This window comes from Chryseobacterium shigense (assembly GCF_900156575.1).
Lineage (GTDB): Bacteria > Bacteroidota > Bacteroidia > Flavobacteriales > Weeksellaceae > Chryseobacterium > Chryseobacterium shigense.
In genome coordinates, this window is record NZ_FTNY01000001.1 from 78,780 (window position 1) to 99,778 (window position 20,999).

Here is a 20,999-nt window from a genome sequence, read left to right on the forward strand (position 1 = left end):
ATCAATTATTTTGTAATATCTCTTCCGATCACCATTCTCTGGATTTCTGAAGTTCCTTCACCAATGGTACATAATTTAGAATCTCTGTAGAATTTCTCAGCAGGGAAGTCCTTTGTGTATCCGTAACCTCCGAAGATCTGAACCGCATTGTTGGAAATTCTCACACAGGCTTCAGAAGCATACAATTTCGCCATTGCACCTTCTTTAGTCATTTTTTGCTTTGCATTTTTCAATGTTGAAGCTCTTTGGATCAGAAGTTCAGCAGCATCAATTTCAGTGGCCATATCAGCAAGCATAAAGTTGATAGCCTGGAATTCAGCAATGGCTTTTCCAAACTGATGTCTTTCTTTAGCATATTTTAAAGCGGCTTTATAAGCTCCTCTTGCCGTACCTAAACTTAAGGCAGCGATAGAAATTCTACCACCATCCAGGATTTTCATTGCCTGCTTGAATCCTTCTCCTACTTCTCCCAAACGGTGAGAATCCGGTACACGTACGCTGTCAAAAATAAGCTCAGCAGTCTCAGATGCACGCATTCCCAGTTTATTTTCTTTTTTTCCTGACGAAAAGCCCGGCATTCCTTTTTCCAGAACAAAAGCTGTAGAGTTGTTTTTGGCTCCTATTTCCCCTGTTCTTGTCATTACTACCGCGATATCTCCTGAGATAGCGTGAGTAATGAAGTTTTTAGCTCCATTGATAATCCATTCGTCACCATCTTTTACAGCGGTGGTAGACATGCCTCCTGAATCAGAACCTGTATTGTGCTCTGTAAGTCCCCATGCGCCGATTACCTTTCCTGAAGCAAGTTGTGGAAGCCATTTGTTTCTCTGCTCTTCATTTCCAAACTCATAAATATGATTGGTACAAAGCGAGTTGTGTGCTGCCACAGAAAGACCAATAGACGGGTCTACCTGAGAGATCTCATCCAGAATAGTAACATACTCATGATAGCCTAAACCTGAACCTCCGTACTGCTCAGGAACCACAATTCCCATAAATCCCATTTCTCCTAACTGGTGAAATAAGTCTTTTGGAAACGTCTGGCTCTCGTCCCACTCCATAATATTCGGTCTGATGTTTTTCTCAGCAAATTCTCTTGCTGTCTCCGCTATCATTTTAATGTTGTCAATAGTCTCTGTGTTCATATAAATAAAATAGTTAGTTCCCAAAGATAATTAAATTGACGGAAAGCCAAAAATAATTATTTAGCTCATCATATCTCATACGCAATATTGTAACAATCAATTTTTTATATTTTGTTAATTAATGATTTTTTAATAAATTTTACAGAACTTTAAGTATTTTAATTTACTATTTTAGCCTCCCAATTTTTAAGGAATGAAAAAACTTCTACTACCTATTATCGTAATCTCTTCATTTGTTTCCGCTCAGGCCCCTGCGGGATATTATGACGGAACAGCAGGACTTACGGGTTATAAGCTGAAGTCCAGATTGCATGATATTGTCTCTGACAAGAATGTCAACTGGCACTACAGTGATTTGCCTAATCTATATAATCAGACAGATTTAGATAAATATTATGATCACGGGTCGGCTAACACGACGATATTACTTGACATGTATTCTGAAAATCCTGCCGGAGCGGATGCCTATGAATATACATCAGCCAACTTAATAAGTACTTCAGGTGCTGAAGGATTAGGATACAACAGGGAACACGCTGTGCCGCAAAGTACTTTTAACAGCAATTATCCTATGTATTCTGATTTACATTTTGTGATTCCTACGGATGCAAGAATCAATCAGCTTAGAAATAATTATCCTTATGGTGTAGGGAATTCAACTGTTCACTATACATTTACCAACTCATCTAAAATTGCCAACAGTGCTATTCCCAATTATGTTTACACGAATAGGGTTTATGAGCCTCTGGATGAATTCAAAGGAGATATTGCAAGAATGCTGCTCTATTTTGCGGTAAGGTATGAGGATAAATTGCCGTCGTTTAATTATTTTACCAATATTAATCCGGCGATAGACCGGTCTCCTTTGGATGGAACCGCAGAGCGTGCTTTTGATCCGGCTTATATTTCGATGCTTCTTCAGTGGCACCTTCAGGATCCTGTGTCTCAAAGGGAAATAGATCGGAATAATGCGATCTATACTATTCAGAAAAACAGGAATCCCTTTATTGATGACCCTCAATGGGTGAATTCTATTTGGATGCAGACACCAGATGCTGTTGCTCCGCAGGCTCCTTTGAATTTAAATTCCACTCAATCGGGAGCTTACTACACTCAGTTAGGGTGGTCGCCAAGTTCAAGTTCAGATGTTATCGGATATAATATTTATCAGAATAATGTTTTAGTAGGCACCACAAAATCTACATCAATAGTTATTGATCATCTGACGCCTTCCACCTCTTATTCGTTTACAGTAAAAGCGTATGATCAGGGTTATCTGCAATCTCCCGACAGTAATGCGCTTACCGTATCCACATCAGCTACTGACATTAATTCAAAAGATCTTTTCATCGTTAAATATATTGAAGGGACAGGCAATAACAAAGCTCTGGAAATTGTCAACAGGACCGGTCATGAAGTAGATTTAAACAATTATAGTATAAGAGTTCAGTACTACAATAATTCAAGTGGATCTTATTATTATGGCAACAGTTTTGAGCTTGAAGGAAAGATACCCAATAATCAAAATTTTGTTATTTTAAACCCTAAATCGGCATTATCATGTTACACCAATAATGATGCGCGTTTTCTTACAGCAGGGGAAGCTTTGACTTTTGCAGGAACCCAATATGTAGAGCTTGCCTATAAATCAACAACGGTGGATGCTATAGGAAGTAAGTTTGTAAGCAATTCATACGGAGATGTTTCTCTTTACAGAAAAAATACTGTAAACCAGCCAACGAGTACATTCACTTTAGGAGAGTGGGATTCCTATTCTGTGAATTACTGCCAGAATTTGGGAGGAACTTTATCTACGACGGATCTTATCACTTCCGGCAAAGAATTTAAAATATATCCCAATCCCGTTAATGAGGATCTTTTCATAAGCGGAGAGATCAAGGATGTTAAGATGGCACAGATCATCGATCTTTCAGGGAAAATCATTTATACTGAAAAAGAACCGTTTAAAACCAAGAAAAATATTTCTGTACAGAATCTTTCTGCAGGTCTATATTTCTTAAAACTTGACGATAAAGCGCATCAGTTTATCAAAAAATAGACTATAAGTCAGCAAATTGTCACCCTTGTCATGACGATATTTTGCTGTTGAGCTTTTATTAATTTCGCTAAAAACCTTATAAACAATACATCATTGATATAAGCAGATTCACTAATAATCAATATCTATAAGTGTTTCTGCTTATATTTTTTATTTATAAGTAATTATGCTTATATTTGCACAATGATAGCGGTTATCACCGGTGATATTATAAATTCACAGCATGCAGACACAGAAGTTTGGATCACCAGACTCAAGAATCTCCTGGAAAACTGGGGAAGTTCACCGCTCGCATGGGAAATCTACAGAGGAGATGAGTTTCAGTTCAAATGTAGTATCGATGAAGTATTTTGGCGTTTTCTAGCCATTAAGTCCCTTATAAGAAGTCAGGAAAATTTAGATGTAAGAATGGCCATAGGCATTGGGGAAGAGAACTTTTCCTCTGAAAAAATCACCGAGTCCAATGGAACAGCGTATGTGAATTCCGGACGATTGCTGAATGACCTTAAAAGCGACGGACACACCGTTTCTATAAAGACATCAAGCGAATCTGTAGACAGGGATTTAAACATTCTCCTGAAATGGTCTTCAAAAGATTTTGACAGCTGGACGGTAGCGACGGCAGAAATCATTCATGAGATGATTATGAACCAGGATATCACCCAGGAAGATCTCGCTAAAAAATTTGCTATTTCACAGTCCTCCGTAAGCCAGAGGCTGAAACGCGCCAACTACGAACTGATCGTAGAAACGAATCAATATTTTAGAAAGAAAATCTCAGAACTGTAAGCATGATCTTTACTAAACTCATATTGGCACATCTACTCGGAGATTTTGTTCTTCAGCCAAACTCTTGGGTTGCAGATAAAGAAAACCGTAAGCTCAAAAGCCCTCATTTGTATGTGCATGTTCTGATCCATACTGTTTTAAGTTTTGTTTTTCTTTGGAACACAGACCTGTGGTGGGTTTCACTCGTTATCGGGGCTACTCATTTTATTATTGATGCTTCAAAGCTGGTTTTCCAAAACGTAAAAAATAAAAAAGCCTGGTTTTTCATTGATCAGTTGCTGCATATTCTTGTCATTCTGGGAATCTCATTCTATTTCAAGGAATTCAATTTCGATTTTTTGAGCAATAATGAGTTCTTAAAAATATTGATGGCAGCATTGTTTCTCACGACACCGGCTTCGATTTTTATAAAAATAGTATTGTCTTCATGGACTCCGGCTCCGGAAACACAAAGCAGCTTACAGACCGAATCGCTGTCGAGTGCCGGAAAATATATAGGTATTTTAGAACGTCTTCTTGTGTTTACCTTTATTATGGTGAATCACTTGGAAGGAGTAGGCTTTATGGTCGCTGCCAAATCTGTTTTCAGATTCAGTGATCTTGCACAGGCCAAACAGAGAAAGCTTACGGAATACGTACTGATTGGTACGTTGCTGAGCTTCGGATTGGCTGTTTTAACAGGAATTTTAATTAAGTAATATAAAATAAATCTAACTAATAAGAATTTAGAAATGGAAAAGAAAGAAATGTTGTACGAAGGTAAAGCAAAACAGGTATTTGCTACCGATAATCCTAACGAAGTAGTGGTACGTTTTAAAGACGATGCTACAGCATTTAATGCTCAAAAAAGAGGGTCAGTTGATTTGAAGGGTGAAATGAACAACGCGATCACGACTTTGATTTTTGAATATTTAAATGAAAAAGGGGTTAAAACTCATTTCATTAAACAATTGAACGAAAGAGAGCAGTTGGTAAAAAAAGTATCCATCATTCCATTGGAAATGGTGGTAAGAAACTACTCTGCTGGAAGTATGGCTCAAAGATTAGGAGTGGAAGAAGGAATTAAATCTCCGGTGACCATCTTCGATATCTGCTACAAAAAAGACGAATTGGGAGATCCGCTTATCAACGATCACCATGCTGTTTTCTTAGGAGCATCAACCTATGAGGAGCTTGCTGAAATGTATAAACTTACTGAAGGGATCAACGAAATTCTGATCGACCTTTTTGATAAAATGAACATCATTCTGGTTGACTTTAAAATTGAATTAGGAAAAACAGCAGATGGTGAGATTATCCTTGCCGATGAAATTTCTCCTGATACATGCAGACTTTGGGACAAAGATACGATGAAGAAACTGGATAAAGACAGATTCAGAAGAGATCTTGGAGAAGTTACTGAAGCTTACGTTGAGATCTACAATAGATTGAAAACTTTACTTAATAAGTAGAAAACTAGAAGTTAGATGTTAGTTATATAACATAATATAAAATCTGACATCTAACTTTTAATATCATAATATCTAGATTAGAAAAAATAGAAATGAAAAGTTTAGACATTCATAAAAGTGAATATTTAAAACAGTTTGACACTCAAACCTACGGAAGAAATCTTTTCAGAACGCAGGAAGAAGAAAGACTGGATGCTCCGAACGAGGAGTGCGGGATCTTCGGAATGTATTCAGATAATGATCTTGATACGTTTTCACTTTCACAGTTCGGGCTTTTTGCATTACAGCACAGAGGTCAGGAAGCCTGTGGTATTTCTGTTCTTAAAGACGGAAAAATTACCAATATGAAGGATGAAGGTTTGGTTTTGGATGTTTATAAAGAGATCCAGGATCCTGAAGCTTTTATGGGAAATTCTGCAATCGGCCACACCCGTTACACGACGGCAGGAGACAAAAAGAAATATAATTTTCAGCCATTTTTCGCGAAAAACGAATATGATCAGATTATACTTTCTATCGCGCATAACGGTAATCTTACCAATGCCAGAGAATTAAAAAATGAATTGGAAGCTGAGGGCGTAGTTTTCAGAGCAACTTCCGATTCTGAGGTAATTTTAAGATTAATCCAGAAAAATCTTGATCTAGGTTTACGGGGTGCTATCAAAGCGACTATGGAAAAAATAGAAGGAGCTTATTCCGTGGTAGGAATGACGAGAAATAAATTCTTTGCATTCAGAGATTTCAACGGAATCCGTCCATTGGTTTTAGGCGCTGTAAACGAAAATACTTACGTCGTAGCCTCTGAATCTGTAGCTTTAGATGCTGTGGGAGCACAATATGTACGTGATATTTTACCAGGTGAAATCATTTATACAAATGAAAACGAACCGGGTAAGCTTAACTCTTACATGGTGAATGAAGAGAGAGGAAAGCAGAGAATCTGTTCTTTTGAATATATTTATTTTGCAAGACCTGACTCTACCCTTGAAAATATCAATGTATACGAAATCAGAGAGAAATCCGGGGAAAAGATCTGGGAACAGGCACCTGTAGATGCTGATATTGTGATTGGAGTTCCTGATTCGGGAGTTCCGGCTGCGATAGGGTTTTCAAAAGCTTCCGGTATCCCTTTCCGTCCGGTTCTGATCAAAAACAGATACATCGGAAGGAGTTTCATTGTTCCTACACAGGAAATGAGAGAAAGGGTAGTCAATCTTAAACTGAACCCGATTATTTCTGAGATCAAAGATAAAAGAGTCGTGATCATTGATGATTCTATCGTAAGAGGAACGACTTCCAAGAGATTGGTGAAAATATTGAAAGACGCAGGAGTGAAAGAGATCCATTTCAGAAGTGTTTCTCCGCCTATTATTGCGCCATGTTATCTGGGAATCGATACACCTTCCAAGGACGATCTGATTTCTGCGAATATGACTACTGAAGAACTTAGAGATTATCTGGGAGTGGACTCTTTAGAATTTCTGAGTACAGAAAACCTGAAAGAAATTTTAGGATCTTCCAACCACTGTTTCGGATGCTTTACAGAAGAATATCCGGTAGGAAAAGGAGAGGAGGTAGAATTATTTAATTAGTATTCTACGATTCAAAATAAAAAAGAAGAAGCCAGGCATTGAGTCTGGCTCTTTTTGTTGTTATAAATGTATCAGAAGTTTAATATTCCTTTATTATAGGATAGTAGGGCAAATTCTAAATTTGTTCCTTTAAAACTTCATGATATGAAAAATGTATTTCTGGCGGGTGCTTTTCTGGTATTGGCCCAATGGTGTTCCTCTCAGTCCTTCGATAATCAGGCCCATCGCGGAGGAAAGTCCCTGTATCCCGAAAATACCGTTCCGGCAATGAAGAATGCTCTGAAAATGAACGTAACGACGCTGGAGATGGACCTTGCCATCACAAAAGACAAAAAAGTAATCCTTTCCCACGATGCTTTTCTGTCCCCTGAGTTAATAACGAAACCCGATGGATCTTACATTCCGAAAGATTCCGGTTTTTACTATAAAATTTATGATATGCCTTATGCAAAGATTCAAACCTTTGACGCAGGCATGAAGACACTGGATCACTATCCGGACCAAAAGAAGATGAAGGTTCAGAAACCACTCTTCGAAGAGGTCATAGAGGCATGTGAAACATATTCCCGCGAGCTCAAAAGACCTTTGCCTTTTTATAATATAGAAACTAAAACACGTCCTTTTTCTGACCATATATTTCATCCGGAACCTAAAGAATTTGTAGATCTGATGATGGCCATCATTGTGAAAAAAGGCATTCAGGACCGGGTGATTATTCAGTCGTTTGATCCCCGAACACTGGAGATCATTCATAAGGAATATCCTAAGATCATGACTGCTCTGCTGGTAGAAAAAGTAGATGATAAAAAAATAGCCCGGCAACAGGCGTATTTCGAAAATATATCCCCCTAAAAATTCAGACAGTATCCCAATCATTTGAATGGGGTAGCCGGAGACATGAAGTTTCTAAGTTTTACACCAACGATTTACAGTCCCGATCATACCCTTGTAACTGCAAAACTCGTACAGGAATGCCATGCGTTGGGGATGAAAGTGATTCCCTGGACTGTCAATACCAAAGAAAGATTACAAGAATTAAAAGACATGGGGATAGACGGAGTGATCAGCGATGATCCGAGAATTTTTGAATAGCCAATTAAAAGAGATGGAATTAAGGCTACAACGTACGTATTTTAAAAGTCGGAGAATTTTGAGATGTCCATGATCAGAAATCTCAAATCTATATAAAAAATCACCATTCGCTTGCAAAGCAAAATTCACCATAAACAACTTCCTATCTCAGTCTCATATCTCATATCTGATGTCTGGTATCTGATATCTAAAAACCTATCTCGAAATCAATAAAAACGAAAGTCCGGACTTAAAAATTTTAAATCCGGACTTTACTATAGGTTAAATAATTGATTGTCTCTTATTAGAATTTGTAATTCAGACCTAACTGAAACGCTCTGTGGTTCAATGGTTCAGTACCTTCAGGCTTTTGGTTTCTCATATCCGTAAGACTGTTGATGTATCTTGCGTTGATCCCTAAGTTTTGGGTGATATCATAACCAAGACCTAAACCAAGACCTAAGTTAAACTTGTTGATATTATCTTTATTGATATCTTCAGAATTCGATACAGACTGAGTAGTTGTAGTTCCTCCTGTTGTTGTTGTAATGGTGCTGTCTCCAGAGTTTTTACCGTTGATAAAATAACTGAACTCAGGACCTGCCTCTACATAAAATCTTTCCGTAGGTCTCATTTGTACCATTAAAGGAACTGAAATATAGTTCATTGTACTTTTGAACTCGCTTTTTGTTTTAACGTTCGTAGCACCTATTGTTACATCTGTAGATGAAATCACGCTTCTTGCGCCTAACTGGTTATATAAAACCTCCGGTTGCAAGCTGAATTTCTCAGATAGTGGAATATTAACTAAAACCCCAGCATGGAATCCGATTTTCTGGTTGTCAAGGCTTAATTTCTGCTCACTGAAGTAAGATGAATTTCCCCCTGCTTTAATACCAAATCTGATCGGTTGTTTTTCTTTTTTGATTGGCTCTGGATTTACTGTTTTTGTTTCTTGAGCAAATGTCATCATGCCAGCAGTAACTGCCAACCCTAGAAATAACTTCTTCATAATTTTATTTTTTTAATTTTACTATTGTACTTCATACCTGATTTTATCAATCAGACATGAATTATTTTGCAAAATGCTTGCCAAACTCAGAAAAGTCTTATTTAAAGGGCTTTAACAGTGTTTTTTTAGGTTGCTTTTTTTATACTTTTAACGATTTTTTATGAAAAATTATATTATGAAATTCAATATTTTTATTGGGATTTTAGGCTAAAACGCATTTATGTTGATGATTTAATATAGTGTAAAACCGGAAAAAAATTAGACAAAAAGAGATAAGATAATTGATGAAGATGTCTAAGCTTTTATTTTCTTCAAGAGTAAAATAGAAAGAGCAAGCGATGCACATGGATGTCATATTGAAGGCGCAAACATATTTTCGAATTTCTTTGCGACCCTTTGCGTTTTCCAACAAGAAATTTAACCCAATTTTTTAATTGAAGTCGCAATTTTTAAATCCAGAATAGAGCACGTTCATTATGTGTCAGCATTCTAAAATTTCTCAATGGTTGAGGGGAACTGCAGCTCAGCGTTAGGCGACCTCTCAAAGAAACATAACAATCCCAGATACTTTATAGTGTTAAAACTCTGCAGATCTGATTTTCACTTCTTTTAAATTACTTTTAAAGGTAACAGACACAAATAAAAGAAAAAAAATCTGACACATAAGCATCCAGTTGCCGGTAATCCAGTAAGAGAAATAATTAGAATTCGGAGTTATACTTCTAAAACATAATATAAAATTGTGAGAGACATCAATTATAATAATGACGAAAGTCAACCAAATTCCAGTTTTGGGCTTGATGATTAATAAGATTGCAGCAATGGGATCAATAAAAGTCAAACTATCCCAAAAAAGTCTGGTAAAAAACGGAGCATTATAGTTTTCAGACAAAAATCCATTATTAATGATCCAAATTAGATGCGTAGTCATGCCACTTAGCATTCCTATACTTTGCATAATGAGGATAGTCTTTATTTTTATATGAAGTTGGGCAAAAAGCATCGTATTTATTTTAAAATCATTCTACTTAATTAACACTTGCTTATAAGAACACCATTGAAGATGGCGTAAATCATTGTTAAACTCATAATTGTGTCCAGTCCCAACGTAAGCAAATAACGCTTCTATTTCAGGATAATGACTTTTACCAATTAAATGAGTTAATATACTGATAAAAAAAGACTTTTTCACATTAGAGGTAAAATCATATTTTCTGTTAACTGTCCTGATAACAAAAAGCCAGATAAGCATCATACTCCATAATACCATGTCCGATTTAATGTCTATAAAAATGCCGGAACTCTGAAAAGATCCGACATTAACTTGAAAATAATATATCTCTATTTAAATTTATACGCTAAGCCCATCTGAAGTGAATTATTTCTAACCGTATCACCGCTGTTAAGCTTGTAGACCTCTGTAATTCCTGCTGTAAATCTTGCTGTAACGGCAAGATTTTGAGTGAAATAATATCCGGCACCCAGCCCAATTCCAAAATTAAATTTATTAAACATATACATGGCGATTTTGCCGGAATAGCTCCGTGTGCTGCTGCTTCCATCCAGATTGTTGGTTTGGGTCATTTCATTTTTAGATCTTCCTCCCAGCAGAAATCCGAATTCCGGGCCCGCCTCTACATACAAATCAGGTAGTAAATTGTACTGAAGCATCAATGGGATTGAAAGGTAGCTCAACGATAAGGTTTCCTTACCATTCATTCTGGCTGCAGGAATATCAAAAAAGATGCTGCTCTCTATTTTTGATCCCAGCCCGTTATACAAGAGCTCCGGCTGAATACTAAACTTACCCGAAACCGGAATGTTGGCGAAAACGCCTGCATTAAAACCTATTTTTGCCTTTCGCTCATAATTGGAATACCCCTCTTCACTTCCATCGGTAAGAGAAGAGATATTCATTCCTCCTTTTACTCCAAAAGTAATGGGAGATTTTGATTGAGCTTCTGTTTTTTCCTGGGCATTAGCCATAAAACTTCCTGCGATTGCTATACCTAGAATTAGTTTTTTCATGATTGTAAAGGTTAAATTATTTTCTCAGCCTTTGGTGAAATTCTCATCAAAGTGAGTAAATTAAAAAAGTCTTGTTATAAATCAAAAGACCAGGCTTAAATAATTAAACCTGACCTTCTGTAATCTTTTATCAACACTGAATTAAATAAAACTTCAGCATTTTATGATATCAATAGTGATTATTTGAATTTGTAAGCTACACCCACCTGGAAAGCATTATTTCTAATAGCATCAGCACTGTTATACTTATAAATATCTGTGATACCTGCCGTAAACCTTGCTGTTACTCCAAAACTCTGAGTAAAGTAATATCCCGCTCCAATACCAATTCCAAAATTGAATGTATTGTGAAGATCTTTAACGATTTTTTCTGAGAATGTTGTGGTCTGAGTGGTTGTAGTATTCCCTGAAGTCTGGGTAACAGTAATATCACCCTTGTCTTTTCCTCCTAAAAGAAATCCGAACTCAGGTCCTGCTTCTACATAAAGTTGAGGCAGAATATTATACTGTACCATTACAGGAATGGTAAGGTAGTTTAATGTTTTTTTGTAATCCACTTCTCTTCTATATCGATCAGCATTCACATAATATTGTTCTCTTTCTTCAGTTTTTGAACCCAATTGGCTAAAAAGAAGTTCCGGCTGAATGCTGAATTTTTCTGCTACCGGAATAGTAACGAATACCCCTGCGTTAAAACCTGGTTTAAGTTTTTGATCGTTGTCATACTGATCCACTTTGCTAAGAGTCGAAGCGTTGAATCCTGCTTTTACCCCAAAAGTAATAGGAGATGAAGATTTAGTTTTTTCCTGGGCATTGACTAAAAAGCTCCCTGCGAATGCTAATCCTAAAATTAGTTTTTTCATGATTATAAAGTTTTACTTATTTCCCAACACGGCAGCAAAATTCCCGCCAAAGGGAGTAAAATGATAAAAATCATGTCGGGAAGGCGAAAAGGTCAGGCTTAACTAATAAACCTGACCCTCTCTATTGAAATCAATTTGTATATGAAGAAACTTTTGTGAGATAACAAGTGATAATAATATCATGCTTTCCAACTCATCTATATAGGCAAACTTCTTGCCAAAAATGCTGAATTAAGATGACATCATAAAAAAAACCGAATTAAATGAATAATCCGGCTTTCTATTAAATATAAAATTTGTTTTCTGAATATTGAAGCTTATTATTTGAATTTATAAGCTAATCCTACCTGGAATGTATTGTTTCTAACTGCATCACCAGAATTATCTTTGAAAATATCAGTTACCCCAGCCACATATCTTGCTGTAATCCCTAAGTTAGGAGTAAAGTAGTACCCTGCACCAAGACCGATACCAAAGTTGAATGTTTGTAATTGGTCTTTGTAATTATCAGAGGTAGTAGAGTTTCCGTTACTTTCGTTTTTAAACTTGTTTTTAGCACTTACTAAAAATCCAAATTCTGGACCAGCTTCTACAAAAAGATTAGGGATCAGGTTGTACTGGAACATTACCGGTACTGCGATGTAATCTAATTTAGTTGAAGCAGAATACTTATTCCCTAACAAAGTGTACTCTGACTTTTCACCATACTGAGAGTATAAAACCTCTGGCTGAACACTGAATGATTCTGCAATTGGAATGTTGGCAAATACACCTGCGTTGAAACCAATTTTAGATTTCTGATCATCTAAACCTTCGTCTTTAGAAAGAGAAGATACGTTCATTCCACCTTTCACACCAAATGTTACTGGGTTAGAAGAAGAGGTTGGAGTCTGCTGAGCGAATGCTAGTGAACTTGCAGTTACTGCTAATCCTAAAATTAACTTTTTCATAACTTTAATTTTTTTAATATTTTACTATTCTTAATTCTAAATTTTACTACTGTCAAACCTTACTACTGAGTCTGACGCTGAGTATCTTTCAAATTGCTTGCCAAAAACGGTTTATATGACAAAAGTCAGGTTTGTGGTTTTAAGAAAATAATATACAATTGAAATTAAGTTATTGATTTTTAATAATTTATAGTTTAAGTTAAACGATTGTTTAGAAACGATATAAATTATGGCTTTCCCAAAAGCACAATGAATTATAGGCAATACATCTTAAAATAATCTTGTACGATGCTGTTTTTCGGTATATAATTTCGCATAAATAGCCTATTATAGAAAAAATTGGAATACAACTGATATACTATTGTGTGGCCTGCTAAAGACTATAGCTGTTTATATATATACAGACGACTTCAATAATTATATTTAAAGGAAATAAAGAACGGAACAGAGCGTACAACTATTTAATGTGCTCTTCAAAAGAAAAATGAATCGTAATATTGATCATTAAAAGCTTTCCAGGAACAGACGGACAAAATATTAACCTGTTCCGGGAACAACTTTATAGTATTGTTTCTATGGTACAATTCGGATTATAAATCATTGAGTTTTCTGTAAAACGCTAAAGATTTAAGAATGTTTTCCTGACTGCACTGGTGGTCATAAGTACATGAGCCGATTCCAGAAAGCAGGGAAAAATTGATCTTGCTGTTGGTATTCTTTTTATCGTTCAGCAAAAGTGCTGTGATACTTTCGTCCGTAAAGTCGCTTATATCAAGATAAGGATAGTATCTCTGAAGATTTTCAACGATAGTTTCCGCATCCTGTTGCGTGATAAGACCTTCAAGGTAAGCCAGATGAGCTTCACAGATCATTCCCATGGCCACGGCTTCACCGTGAAGAATAGGATTTCCCTGGCTTAGGCAAAGACTTTCCACCGAATGCCCTATCGTATGTCCAAAATTCAGAGTCTTTCTGATATCTTTTTCATGAAAATCTTTTTCCACCACATGCTGCTTGATATCCATTGAAGTCTGAATGTGCGGAACTATCGTTTCTGCATCCAGTTTATGAATCTGAATAAGGCTTTCCCAATGCGCTTTGTCTGCAATAAGGCCATGTTTCAGCATTTCTGCAAAACCACTGCGCAATTCCTTAAACGGAAGGGTTTCTAAAAATTTAGGATAGATAAAGATCTGTTCCGGGAAGGCAAAAGTGCCCACCATATTTTTATAATTCATTAAATCAATCCCGGTTTTCCCACCAATAGACGCATCACACATCGATAAAAGGGTCGTAGGAATATTGATGAACTGAACTCCACGCTTATAAGTAGATGAAATAAAACCGCCCATATCGGTAATCACACCGCCACCAAGATTGATGACCAGTGCTTTTCTGTCAGCCTGCATTTCTGTGAGGATTTCCCAAAGCTGGTTGGCGGTCTGGATGTTTTTCATTTCTTCACCCGCTTCGATCTCTAAAATTTCAAAGCCTAAGTCTGTTTCCATGTTACCTAAAAGAACCGGAAGACAATATTCGTGGGTGTTTTCATCAACTAAAATAAAGATCTTACTGAAAGATTTTTCGTGCAGAAAGGTATTTAATTGAGAAAAATCATCGTTTAATATTGTTATCATTTTTGGGGTTTCTTTAAAATTAAAATAAAACTATTCTGCAAAGTTATGATTCTTAATTTCTAACTCGTAACTAAATTACTATCTTTGCAGAAATTTTTAGAATGAGCAGAGATAACAATAATTCAGAAAGACCCAAAAGACCAAGAATTTCAACAAGAAAAAATTCTGATGATTCTCGTGCTTCTAGATCTGGAAATTCTTCAGGATCAAAACCTTTTAAGAAACCTTTTCCTAAAGCTGGCGAAAGAAATTTCGACCCAAAAGGCAGCAATTCAAAGTTTGAACCCAAACCTTTCAAAAGAAGTGAAGAAAGTTCTAACAGCAGAGATGAAGAAAGCGGGTCAAAAACCGAGAGCAGATCTTACATCACCAATTCAAGTGAAGGACGTGAAAGAAAGACTTTCGGTAAACCAGCTGCAAAAAGAGGTGGAAAGAATTTTGATACCAGAGACAAGTATGAAAGAGGCAGCCTGAAATATGGAAGAAGACCATCCAGTGGAGATGACAAAAATGAAGACAAGGCAAGATCTTTTGTACAGAAAAGAAGGTTAAACAAGATTGAAAAAGATGTTCATAAAGACACCATCCGTCTTAATAAGTATATCGCCAACTCAGGAATCTGCAGCAGAAGAGAAGCAGACGAACTGATCACGCAGGGGCTGGTAGAAGTAAACGGAGTAGTGGTGAATGAAATGGGCTATCAGGTTCAGAAAACCGATAAAGTAGTTTTTGACGGGCAGGGTATTACCCCTGAAAAACCGGTATATGTGCTTTTAAATAAACCAAAAGGATATATTTCTACCACTAAAGATGACAAAGCCAGAAAAACCGTAATGGATCTTGTGGCCAATGCATCACCGTACCGTCTTTTCCCTGTGGGCAGACTGGACCGTTCTACAACCGGAGTTATTCTTTTAACGAATGACGGACACATGACAAAAAAACTGACGCATCCTTCTTTTGATGCTAAAAAAATCTATCATGTGACTTTGGACAAAAAACTGAGCCAGGAAGACATGAAACTGATTGTGGAAGGTATCCGTCTGGATGAAGGAATAGCAATCGTAGATCAGATTTCATACATTGAAGGAAAACCGAAAAATGAAATCGGAATTGAAATTCATAGTGGATGGAACCGTGTGATCAGAAGAATTTTCCAAAGACTTGGATACGAAGTGGAAACTTTAGACAGAGTGATGTTTGCCGGATTGACAAAGAAGAATATCAAACGTGGACACTGGAGAATCCTTACAGAACTAGAAGTTAATAATCTTAAAATGCTTTAATAAAGTGGGTTGCGCGATGCGGCTTCATTTTTTGGCAGTATCTCACAGCAATTTTCATCATTAAAGAGAATGATAAGTATTAAAAAAACTGCGCAGAAATTTTATTTCTGCGCAGTTTTTGTTTGTAATCAAACTTGCCTGCAGGTATAATCTCTTGTCGCTCCCCAATTCCCCTTCCATGAAGGGGTGGATTTTTGCAAAGCAAAAAGACGGGGTAGTTAAAAATTAAGCAATTATATATTAACCAAAAAAAGACGCAAAAAATAAATTTCCACGTCTTTTAATCTTTTTAAAGTCGATGAGTGAAAGGATGATAAAAATCTTATCCTAAAACGGTAATCCCCTTTTGTAGCATATCATAAATTGCATCTCTGCCATTATCCGGTTTCACATTCACAGCTCTTGTTCCGTTGAAATGCAGGCACGTAACATAACCATTGGCGACAGCATCCGTACAGGTAAATTTCACACAGTAATCCATCGCAAGACCTACGATTTCAAGTAACTGGATGTCGTGATATTTTAAGAAATCATCCAATCCCGTTTTCATAAAGTGATTATTGTCCTGAAAACCACTATAACTGTCTATTTCAGTATTTTTTCCTTTTTGGATAATATGGGTAACTTTATCTCTATTCAGATCTTTATGGAATTCAGCTCCGAAAGTTCCCTGGATACAATGATCCGGCCACATAAACTGTGGAACACCATTCAGAATAATGCTTTCACCTACTTTCCTGTTATTATTGCTGGCAAAACTTTTGTGATCGGCAGGGTGCCAGTCTTGTGTGAGAACGATCTGGTCATATTCATTTTCCTCCATCAAAAGATTGATATAAGGAATCACTTCATTTGCTCCCGGAACTGCCAATGCGCCGCCTTCACAGAAATCATTCTGTACATCTACGATTATTAACGCTTTTTTCATATTAAGATTTCTCGAATTTTAGATAAAATTACTCAAAAAATTATCCAAAATTGAATTATCGGACAAATCGGCAATATAAAATTTTAAAACAAATTCAATGAGTAACTTAGCTCTGATGGAATTTCCTGTCATTCACTTTCCGTCGTATAAAAATATCTGTGATACTTGCCAAAGTAGGTAAATGGTTCTAAAATGGAAGTTGTTTATTAGAATTGATGATGCATTACAAGTAAAATAATTGCAGTCCTTATCCATTTCAGGTTTAAACCAAATATCAATAGCTTATCTTTGCCGTAAATAAGTATTTTATGTCATTTGAGTCGTTAGGATTATCACACAATATTATTCATTCTGTCAACAAATTAGGGTATTTGAAGCCATTTCCCATTCAAGAGCAGGCTATTCCTGTTATTTTGCAGGGAAAAGATTTGATGGGAATTGCTCAAACAGGTTCCGGAAAAACGGCTTGTTTCGTTATGCCTATTTTAGAAAAACTGCAAAATGCAGACGTTAAAAAAGATCGTAATGTTCAGGTTTTAATATTGGTGCCTACCCGTGAATTAGCGATTCAGATTGATGAGGTTTTCAGAGCTTTCACAGAAAACCTGAAGCGTGAGATCCGTACAATGTCGGTTTATGGCGGGGTTTCTATCAATCCGCAGATGAAAGGAATGTTTGGGGTAGAAGTGCTCATCGCAACACCGGGTCGTTTATTGGATTTGATTGATCATAATGCATTGAGTATTTCAGGGATTCAGCATTTGGTAATCGATGAAGCGGATAAAATGTTTCAGCTTGGTTTTGGTGAGGAAATGAACAAGCTTTTTGCTCAGATGCCTGTCATCAAGCAAACGACTTTATTTTCTGCAACTTTAAATGATAAAGTTTCTGAAATGAAGGAACGTTTATCCATTGATCCTGTCATGATTGAAATCAAAAAAGAGGAAGTTGAAATTGATAACATAGAGCAATTAGCGTATCATGTTTCCCCTGAAAATAAAGGACCTTTTTTACGATATTTGATTAAAGAGAAAAAGGTTGAAAAAGCATTAATCTTTGTTTCGTCTACGAGATCAGCAGATCATTTAGTGGAGAAACTTAAAAAAAATAAAATTAAAGCAGTCGCTATTCACAGCCAGAAATCGCAGGGTGCCCGTAGAAATAACCTGGAAGAATTTAAAGTTAACGGCGCTCAGATTTTAGTCGCTACAGACTTAATTGGCCGTGGTATTCACATTGAGTCCTTACCTTGTGTCATTAATTATGAATTGCCACGTTCTCCTTTAGACTACATTCACCGGATCGGTAGAACCGGTCGTGCCAACGAAAAAGGGACTGCCATCAATATTCTAACGGATGATGAACTGCAACATTTCAGGGTGATTCAAAAGAAGATGGGTAAGAAAATAACGTTACAAAGAACCGAGGGCATCGATTTGCACGGTTACTAGCACGGCGATTTAAATAATAAGCTTCAATTTTAATAGAATTGGAGCTTTTTTATTAGTAAATTCTTCCGCTTTCCATGTAATGAAGGCTCAGTTTCAAAATTTAGGATTAAACTATAAGATTCTGTTTGAAATTGATCTTGATTTTCTTAACCTCAATAAACTTTAGTTTATTTTTTAATTTCAACATTAAGGATTTAAGAAATGCGCTTATTGTTATGAATGAAGAAACCAATAAATTGATTTTTTTAGTTCTTTAAGCCCCCACCATCCTTTAAGATCTTAATTTCTTAATGTTTATGTTTTTTTTGTTAGCAAAACAAATCGTATCATCCGAAGGCTCAGTTTCAAGATTTTGGAATAAACTATAAGATTCTGTTTGAAATTGATCTTAATTTTCTTAACCTCAATAAACTTTAGTTTATTTTTTAATTTCAACATTAAGGATTTAAGGAATGCGCTTATTGTTATGAATGAAGAAACCAATAAATTGTTTTTTTTAAGTTCTTTAAGCTCCACCATCCTTTAAGATCTTAATTTCTTAATGTTTATTTTTTTTTGTTAGCAAAACAAATCGGAACATCTGCTACTAAAGTTTTGAGACTAATCCACTTTTTACCTAGCCACCAAGTTTTGAATTGATCCGTAATAAATACAATTAACGCTTTTTTCATTTTAGATTCTTGGATTTTTGATAAATTTACAAAAATTGCAATCTAAACAACGTCCCTAAACTATTGACCGGACAAAAACTGAGACTTTAAAATTAAAATTAACAAAATGAGCAACTTAGACCAGAAAAGGTTTCCGATAGGCGAGTACCAACAGCCTGAGAACATCTGCGATATCAAACTTGATGAATATATTAAAGTCATCAAAAATTTCCCTGAAAATCTTAAAAATTTAATAGAAGACCTTTCTGATGATCAGCTGGATACCCCTTACAGAGAAGGAGGCTGGACGGTACGACAGCTTGTCAACCATATAGCAGACAGTCATATCAACAGTTTTATTCGTTTAAAACTAGCCTTAACGGAAGATAACCCAACGATCCGACCTTATGATGAAGCGAAATGGGCAGAACTTCAGGATAGCGTTAATATGCCAATAAAACCTGCCATGAGAATGATCAAAGGAACACATCAAAGATGGACCGCTTTACTTAAAACACTCACGAATAAACAATTTGAAAGAACTTTTCATCATCCTGAACAAAACCAGGATTATGATCTTCGAAATTATCTTGCGCTGTATGTTTGGCATTGCAACCATCATTTTGCTCATATTGAAAACCTCAAGAAAGAAAAAGGGTGGTAAAAAAGAGTCTGCATGATCCAGTTTATTTTGAAGAAATTGTCCGGAGAATTTCATTGCTTGACGAAAATACTCCCCAGAAATGGGGGGAAATGAATGCTTCCCAGATGTTAAAGCACTGTGAACTCGTCCTTAAGGTAGCGTTGGGGAAGATTGAACTTCCCGAAATCAACATCTTTTTCAAGGCAGTAGGAGCAGCAACCAAAATAGAAATGCAGATCTTTAATAACGGAATTCCCCGAAACATGCCCACTTTTCAAAAACTAATCGTTAATTTTGAATGTGATTTTGATGAATCAAAAACCAATCTGCTGAATACAATGAAAGATTTCCGGAAAACGTCTGAAAACAAAGCACTTCCGGATCATCACAGATTATTCGGCACAATGACTGAAAAAGACTGGGGATTTTTAGAATACAAACATCTTGATCATCATTTAAAACAATTTAATGTATGAGTTTTTTTGATAAAATATTTGGAGGAAAAGAAGAAGCCCCTGAACGTAAATCTTTCTGGAAAAAAATAGAGTCTTCGGAAGATCTGGCGAAGGCAATAGAAGCTTCCTATCACCATAAAATTGCTATTTTCAAGCATTCAACTCGTTGCTTCATCAGCAGCACAGTATTGAAAAACTTTGAAAGAGAGATAGATAGTTTAGATCATAAACCTGATTTATATTACCTAGATTTGCTGGAACATAGACTGATCTCCAATAAGATTGCAGAAGATCTTGGAATCAGGCATGAAAGCCCGCAGTTGATCATCATAGAAGATGGAAAGGTGGTTGACAGTTCTTCACATGAAGATATATCCATAAGCCAGGTTATATAATGAAGAATATTAACACATATCTAGCTAAAGTACTCAATGTTCCTATAGAAAAGGTGAACATGTGCAGTTTACACTATGAAGTAAAGAAAATACCTAAAAATCAGTTTCTTTTACAATATGGTGAAATATGCAGGCATATATTCTTTGTGGAAAAAGGATTGTTGAAGATGTATTCCATCGACAAAAATGGAAAAGAGCACATCATACAGTTCGCCCCGGAAAGCTGGCTGATTTCTGACCGAAGCAGTCTTTATTTTAACGAGAAATCCATTTACTATATAGAAGCGGTGGAAGATACGGAAGTTCTGTTTCTGCATCCCGATTTCTTCAACAAACTGGTAGAACAGTTTCCCAACAGCATCGAAAGAAGCGATTTTTTGCTGCAGAAGCATATCAGAAGCCTTCAGAACAGAATCAATTCACTACTGGGCGAAACCGCAGAAGAGCGATACATGAAGTTTATCAAAATGTATCCGGACCTTCTTTTGAGAGTTCCCCAATGGATGATTGCTTCTTACTTGGGAATCACGCCTGAGAGTCTGAGCAGGGTAAGAAAAGAACTGGCCAGAAAAAACTTCGTCCCGGATAAATAAT

General features: G+C 36.3%; 19 protein-coding genes and 1 pseudogene. 12 read left to right on the plus strand and 8 right to left on the minus strand.

What is annotated here, in order from left to right; all coding sequences use genetic code 11:
• Positions 1 to 5: 5 nt before the first annotated feature.
• Positions 6 to 1,145 (minus strand): acyl-CoA dehydrogenase family protein, encoded by a 1,140-nt coding sequence (locus tag BW964_RS00390; protein WP_076503835.1) that lies wholly within the window; start codon positions 1,143 to 1,145, stop codon positions 6 to 8.
• A 193-nt stretch (positions 1,146 to 1,338) separates the two neighbouring features.
• Between BW964_RS00390 and BW964_RS00395 the strand changes: the two genes are divergently transcribed.
• From BW964_RS00395 to BW964_RS00420, 6 genes and pseudogenes are all read left to right on the plus strand, one after another.
• Entirely contained in the window at positions 1,339 to 3,204 is a 1,866-nt protein-coding gene (locus tag BW964_RS00395) for an endonuclease (RefSeq protein ID WP_076503836.1), read from the plus strand.
• Positions 3,205 to 3,387: 183 nt separating this feature from the next.
• Positions 3,388 to 3,993: a SatD family protein gene (locus BW964_RS00400; RefSeq protein WP_076503838.1), complete on the plus strand. Its 606-nt coding sequence runs from the start codon at positions 3,388 to 3,390 to the stop codon at positions 3,991 to 3,993.
• A gap of 2 nt (positions 3,994 to 3,995) precedes the next feature.
• Entirely contained in the window at positions 3,996 to 4,691 is a 696-nt protein-coding gene (locus BW964_RS00405) for a DUF3307 domain-containing protein (RefSeq protein WP_076503839.1), read from the plus strand.
• Between the two features lie 33 nt (positions 4,692 to 4,724).
• On the plus strand, positions 4,725 to 5,444 hold the full coding sequence (gene purC / locus BW964_RS00410; protein WP_076503841.1) for a phosphoribosylaminoimidazolesuccinocarboxamide synthase: 720 nt from the start codon (positions 4,725 to 4,727) through the stop codon (positions 5,442 to 5,444).
• A gap of 92 nt (positions 5,445 to 5,536) precedes the next feature.
• Positions 5,537 to 7,036, plus strand: a complete 1,500-nt coding sequence (gene purF, locus BW964_RS00415) for an amidophosphoribosyltransferase (RefSeq protein ID WP_076503842.1) — start codon at positions 5,537 to 5,539, stop codon at positions 7,034 to 7,036.
• A 144-nt stretch (positions 7,037 to 7,180) separates the two neighbouring features.
• Positions 7,181 to 8,128 (plus strand): annotated as a pseudogene (locus BW964_RS00420) (glycerophosphodiester phosphodiesterase family protein).
• Positions 8,129 to 8,411: 283 nt separating this feature from the next.
• Here BW964_RS00420 and BW964_RS00425 read toward each other — a convergent pair.
• The 5 genes from BW964_RS00425 to aroB all read right to left on the minus strand — a co-directional run bounded on the left by BW964_RS00425 (position 8,412) and on the right by aroB (position 14,597).
• A complete protein-coding gene (locus tag BW964_RS00425) occupies positions 8,412 to 9,119 on the minus strand; it encodes a porin family protein (protein ID WP_076503843.1) in 708 nt (235 codons plus the stop codon).
• Between the two features lie 1,341 nt (positions 9,120 to 10,460).
• Entirely contained in the window at positions 10,461 to 11,147 is a 687-nt protein-coding gene (locus BW964_RS00440; protein ID WP_076503848.1) for a porin family protein, read from the minus strand.
• 179 nt (positions 11,148 to 11,326) lie between these two features.
• Positions 11,327 to 12,010 carry a porin family protein gene (locus tag BW964_RS00445; RefSeq protein WP_076503849.1) on the minus strand — a complete coding sequence of 228 codons (684 nt, stop codon included), beginning with the start codon at positions 12,008 to 12,010 and terminating at the stop codon, positions 11,327 to 11,329.
• 320 nt (positions 12,011 to 12,330) lie between these two features.
• Positions 12,331 to 12,960, minus strand: coding sequence for a porin family protein (locus BW964_RS00450; protein ID WP_076503851.1), 630 nt, complete (start codon positions 12,958 to 12,960; stop codon positions 12,331 to 12,333).
• Between the two features lie 590 nt (positions 12,961 to 13,550).
• On the minus strand, positions 13,551 to 14,597 hold the full coding sequence (aroB, locus tag BW964_RS00455) for a 3-dehydroquinate synthase (RefSeq protein WP_076503852.1): 1,047 nt from the start codon (positions 14,595 to 14,597) through the stop codon (positions 13,551 to 13,553).
• A 101-nt stretch (positions 14,598 to 14,698) separates the two neighbouring features.
• Here aroB and BW964_RS00460 point away from each other — a divergent pair, with 101 nt between their 5' ends.
• Positions 14,699 to 15,883 (plus strand): pseudouridine synthase, encoded by a 1,185-nt coding sequence (locus tag BW964_RS00460; RefSeq protein WP_228432050.1) that lies wholly within the window; start codon positions 14,699 to 14,701, stop codon positions 15,881 to 15,883.
• A gap of 322 nt (positions 15,884 to 16,205) precedes the next feature.
• Here the strand turns inward: BW964_RS00460 and pncA are convergent, their stop codons facing one another.
• Positions 16,206 to 16,811: a bifunctional nicotinamidase/pyrazinamidase gene (pncA, locus tag BW964_RS00465; protein ID WP_076503854.1), complete on the minus strand. Its 606-nt coding sequence runs from the start codon at positions 16,809 to 16,811 to the stop codon at positions 16,206 to 16,208.
• Between the two features lie 308 nt (positions 16,812 to 17,119).
• On the opposite strand from pncA, the gene BW964_RS00470 reads away from it, so the two are divergent.
• Entirely contained in the window at positions 17,120 to 18,262 is a 1,143-nt protein-coding gene (locus tag BW964_RS00470; protein WP_076503855.1) for a DEAD/DEAH box helicase, read from the plus strand.
• A gap of 545 nt (positions 18,263 to 18,807) precedes the next feature.
• Here the strand turns inward: BW964_RS00470 and BW964_RS22795 are convergent.
• Positions 18,808 to 18,933 (minus strand): hypothetical protein, encoded by a 126-nt coding sequence (locus BW964_RS22795; protein ID WP_262484521.1) that lies wholly within the window; start codon positions 18,931 to 18,933, stop codon positions 18,808 to 18,810.
• A gap of 106 nt (positions 18,934 to 19,039) precedes the next feature.
• Here BW964_RS22795 and BW964_RS00480 point away from each other — a divergent pair, with 106 nt between their 5' ends.
• From BW964_RS00480 to BW964_RS00495, 4 genes are read left to right on the plus strand one after another with little or no spacing between them, the layout of a single operon-like run.
• Positions 19,040 to 19,576 (plus strand): YfiT family bacillithiol transferase, encoded by a 537-nt coding sequence (locus tag BW964_RS00480; protein WP_076503858.1) that lies wholly within the window; start codon positions 19,040 to 19,042, stop codon positions 19,574 to 19,576.
• A complete protein-coding gene (locus BW964_RS00485) occupies positions 19,570 to 20,031 on the plus strand; it encodes a DUF1569 domain-containing protein (protein WP_228432052.1) in 462 nt (153 codons plus the stop codon). The genes BW964_RS00480 and BW964_RS00485 overlap by 7 nt, the downstream gene beginning before the upstream one ends.
• Complete coding sequence (ytxJ, locus tag BW964_RS00490) at positions 20,028 to 20,405, plus strand: bacillithiol system redox-active protein YtxJ (protein ID WP_076503860.1); 378 nt, start codon at positions 20,028 to 20,030, stop codon at positions 20,403 to 20,405. Before BW964_RS00485 ends, ytxJ begins: the two co-directional genes overlap by 4 nt.
• Positions 20,405 to 20,998: a Crp/Fnr family transcriptional regulator gene (locus tag BW964_RS00495; RefSeq protein WP_034730236.1), complete on the plus strand. Its 594-nt coding sequence runs from the start codon at positions 20,405 to 20,407 to the stop codon at positions 20,996 to 20,998. Before ytxJ ends, BW964_RS00495 begins: the two co-directional genes overlap by 1 nt.
• Position 20,999: the final 1 nt, after the last annotated feature.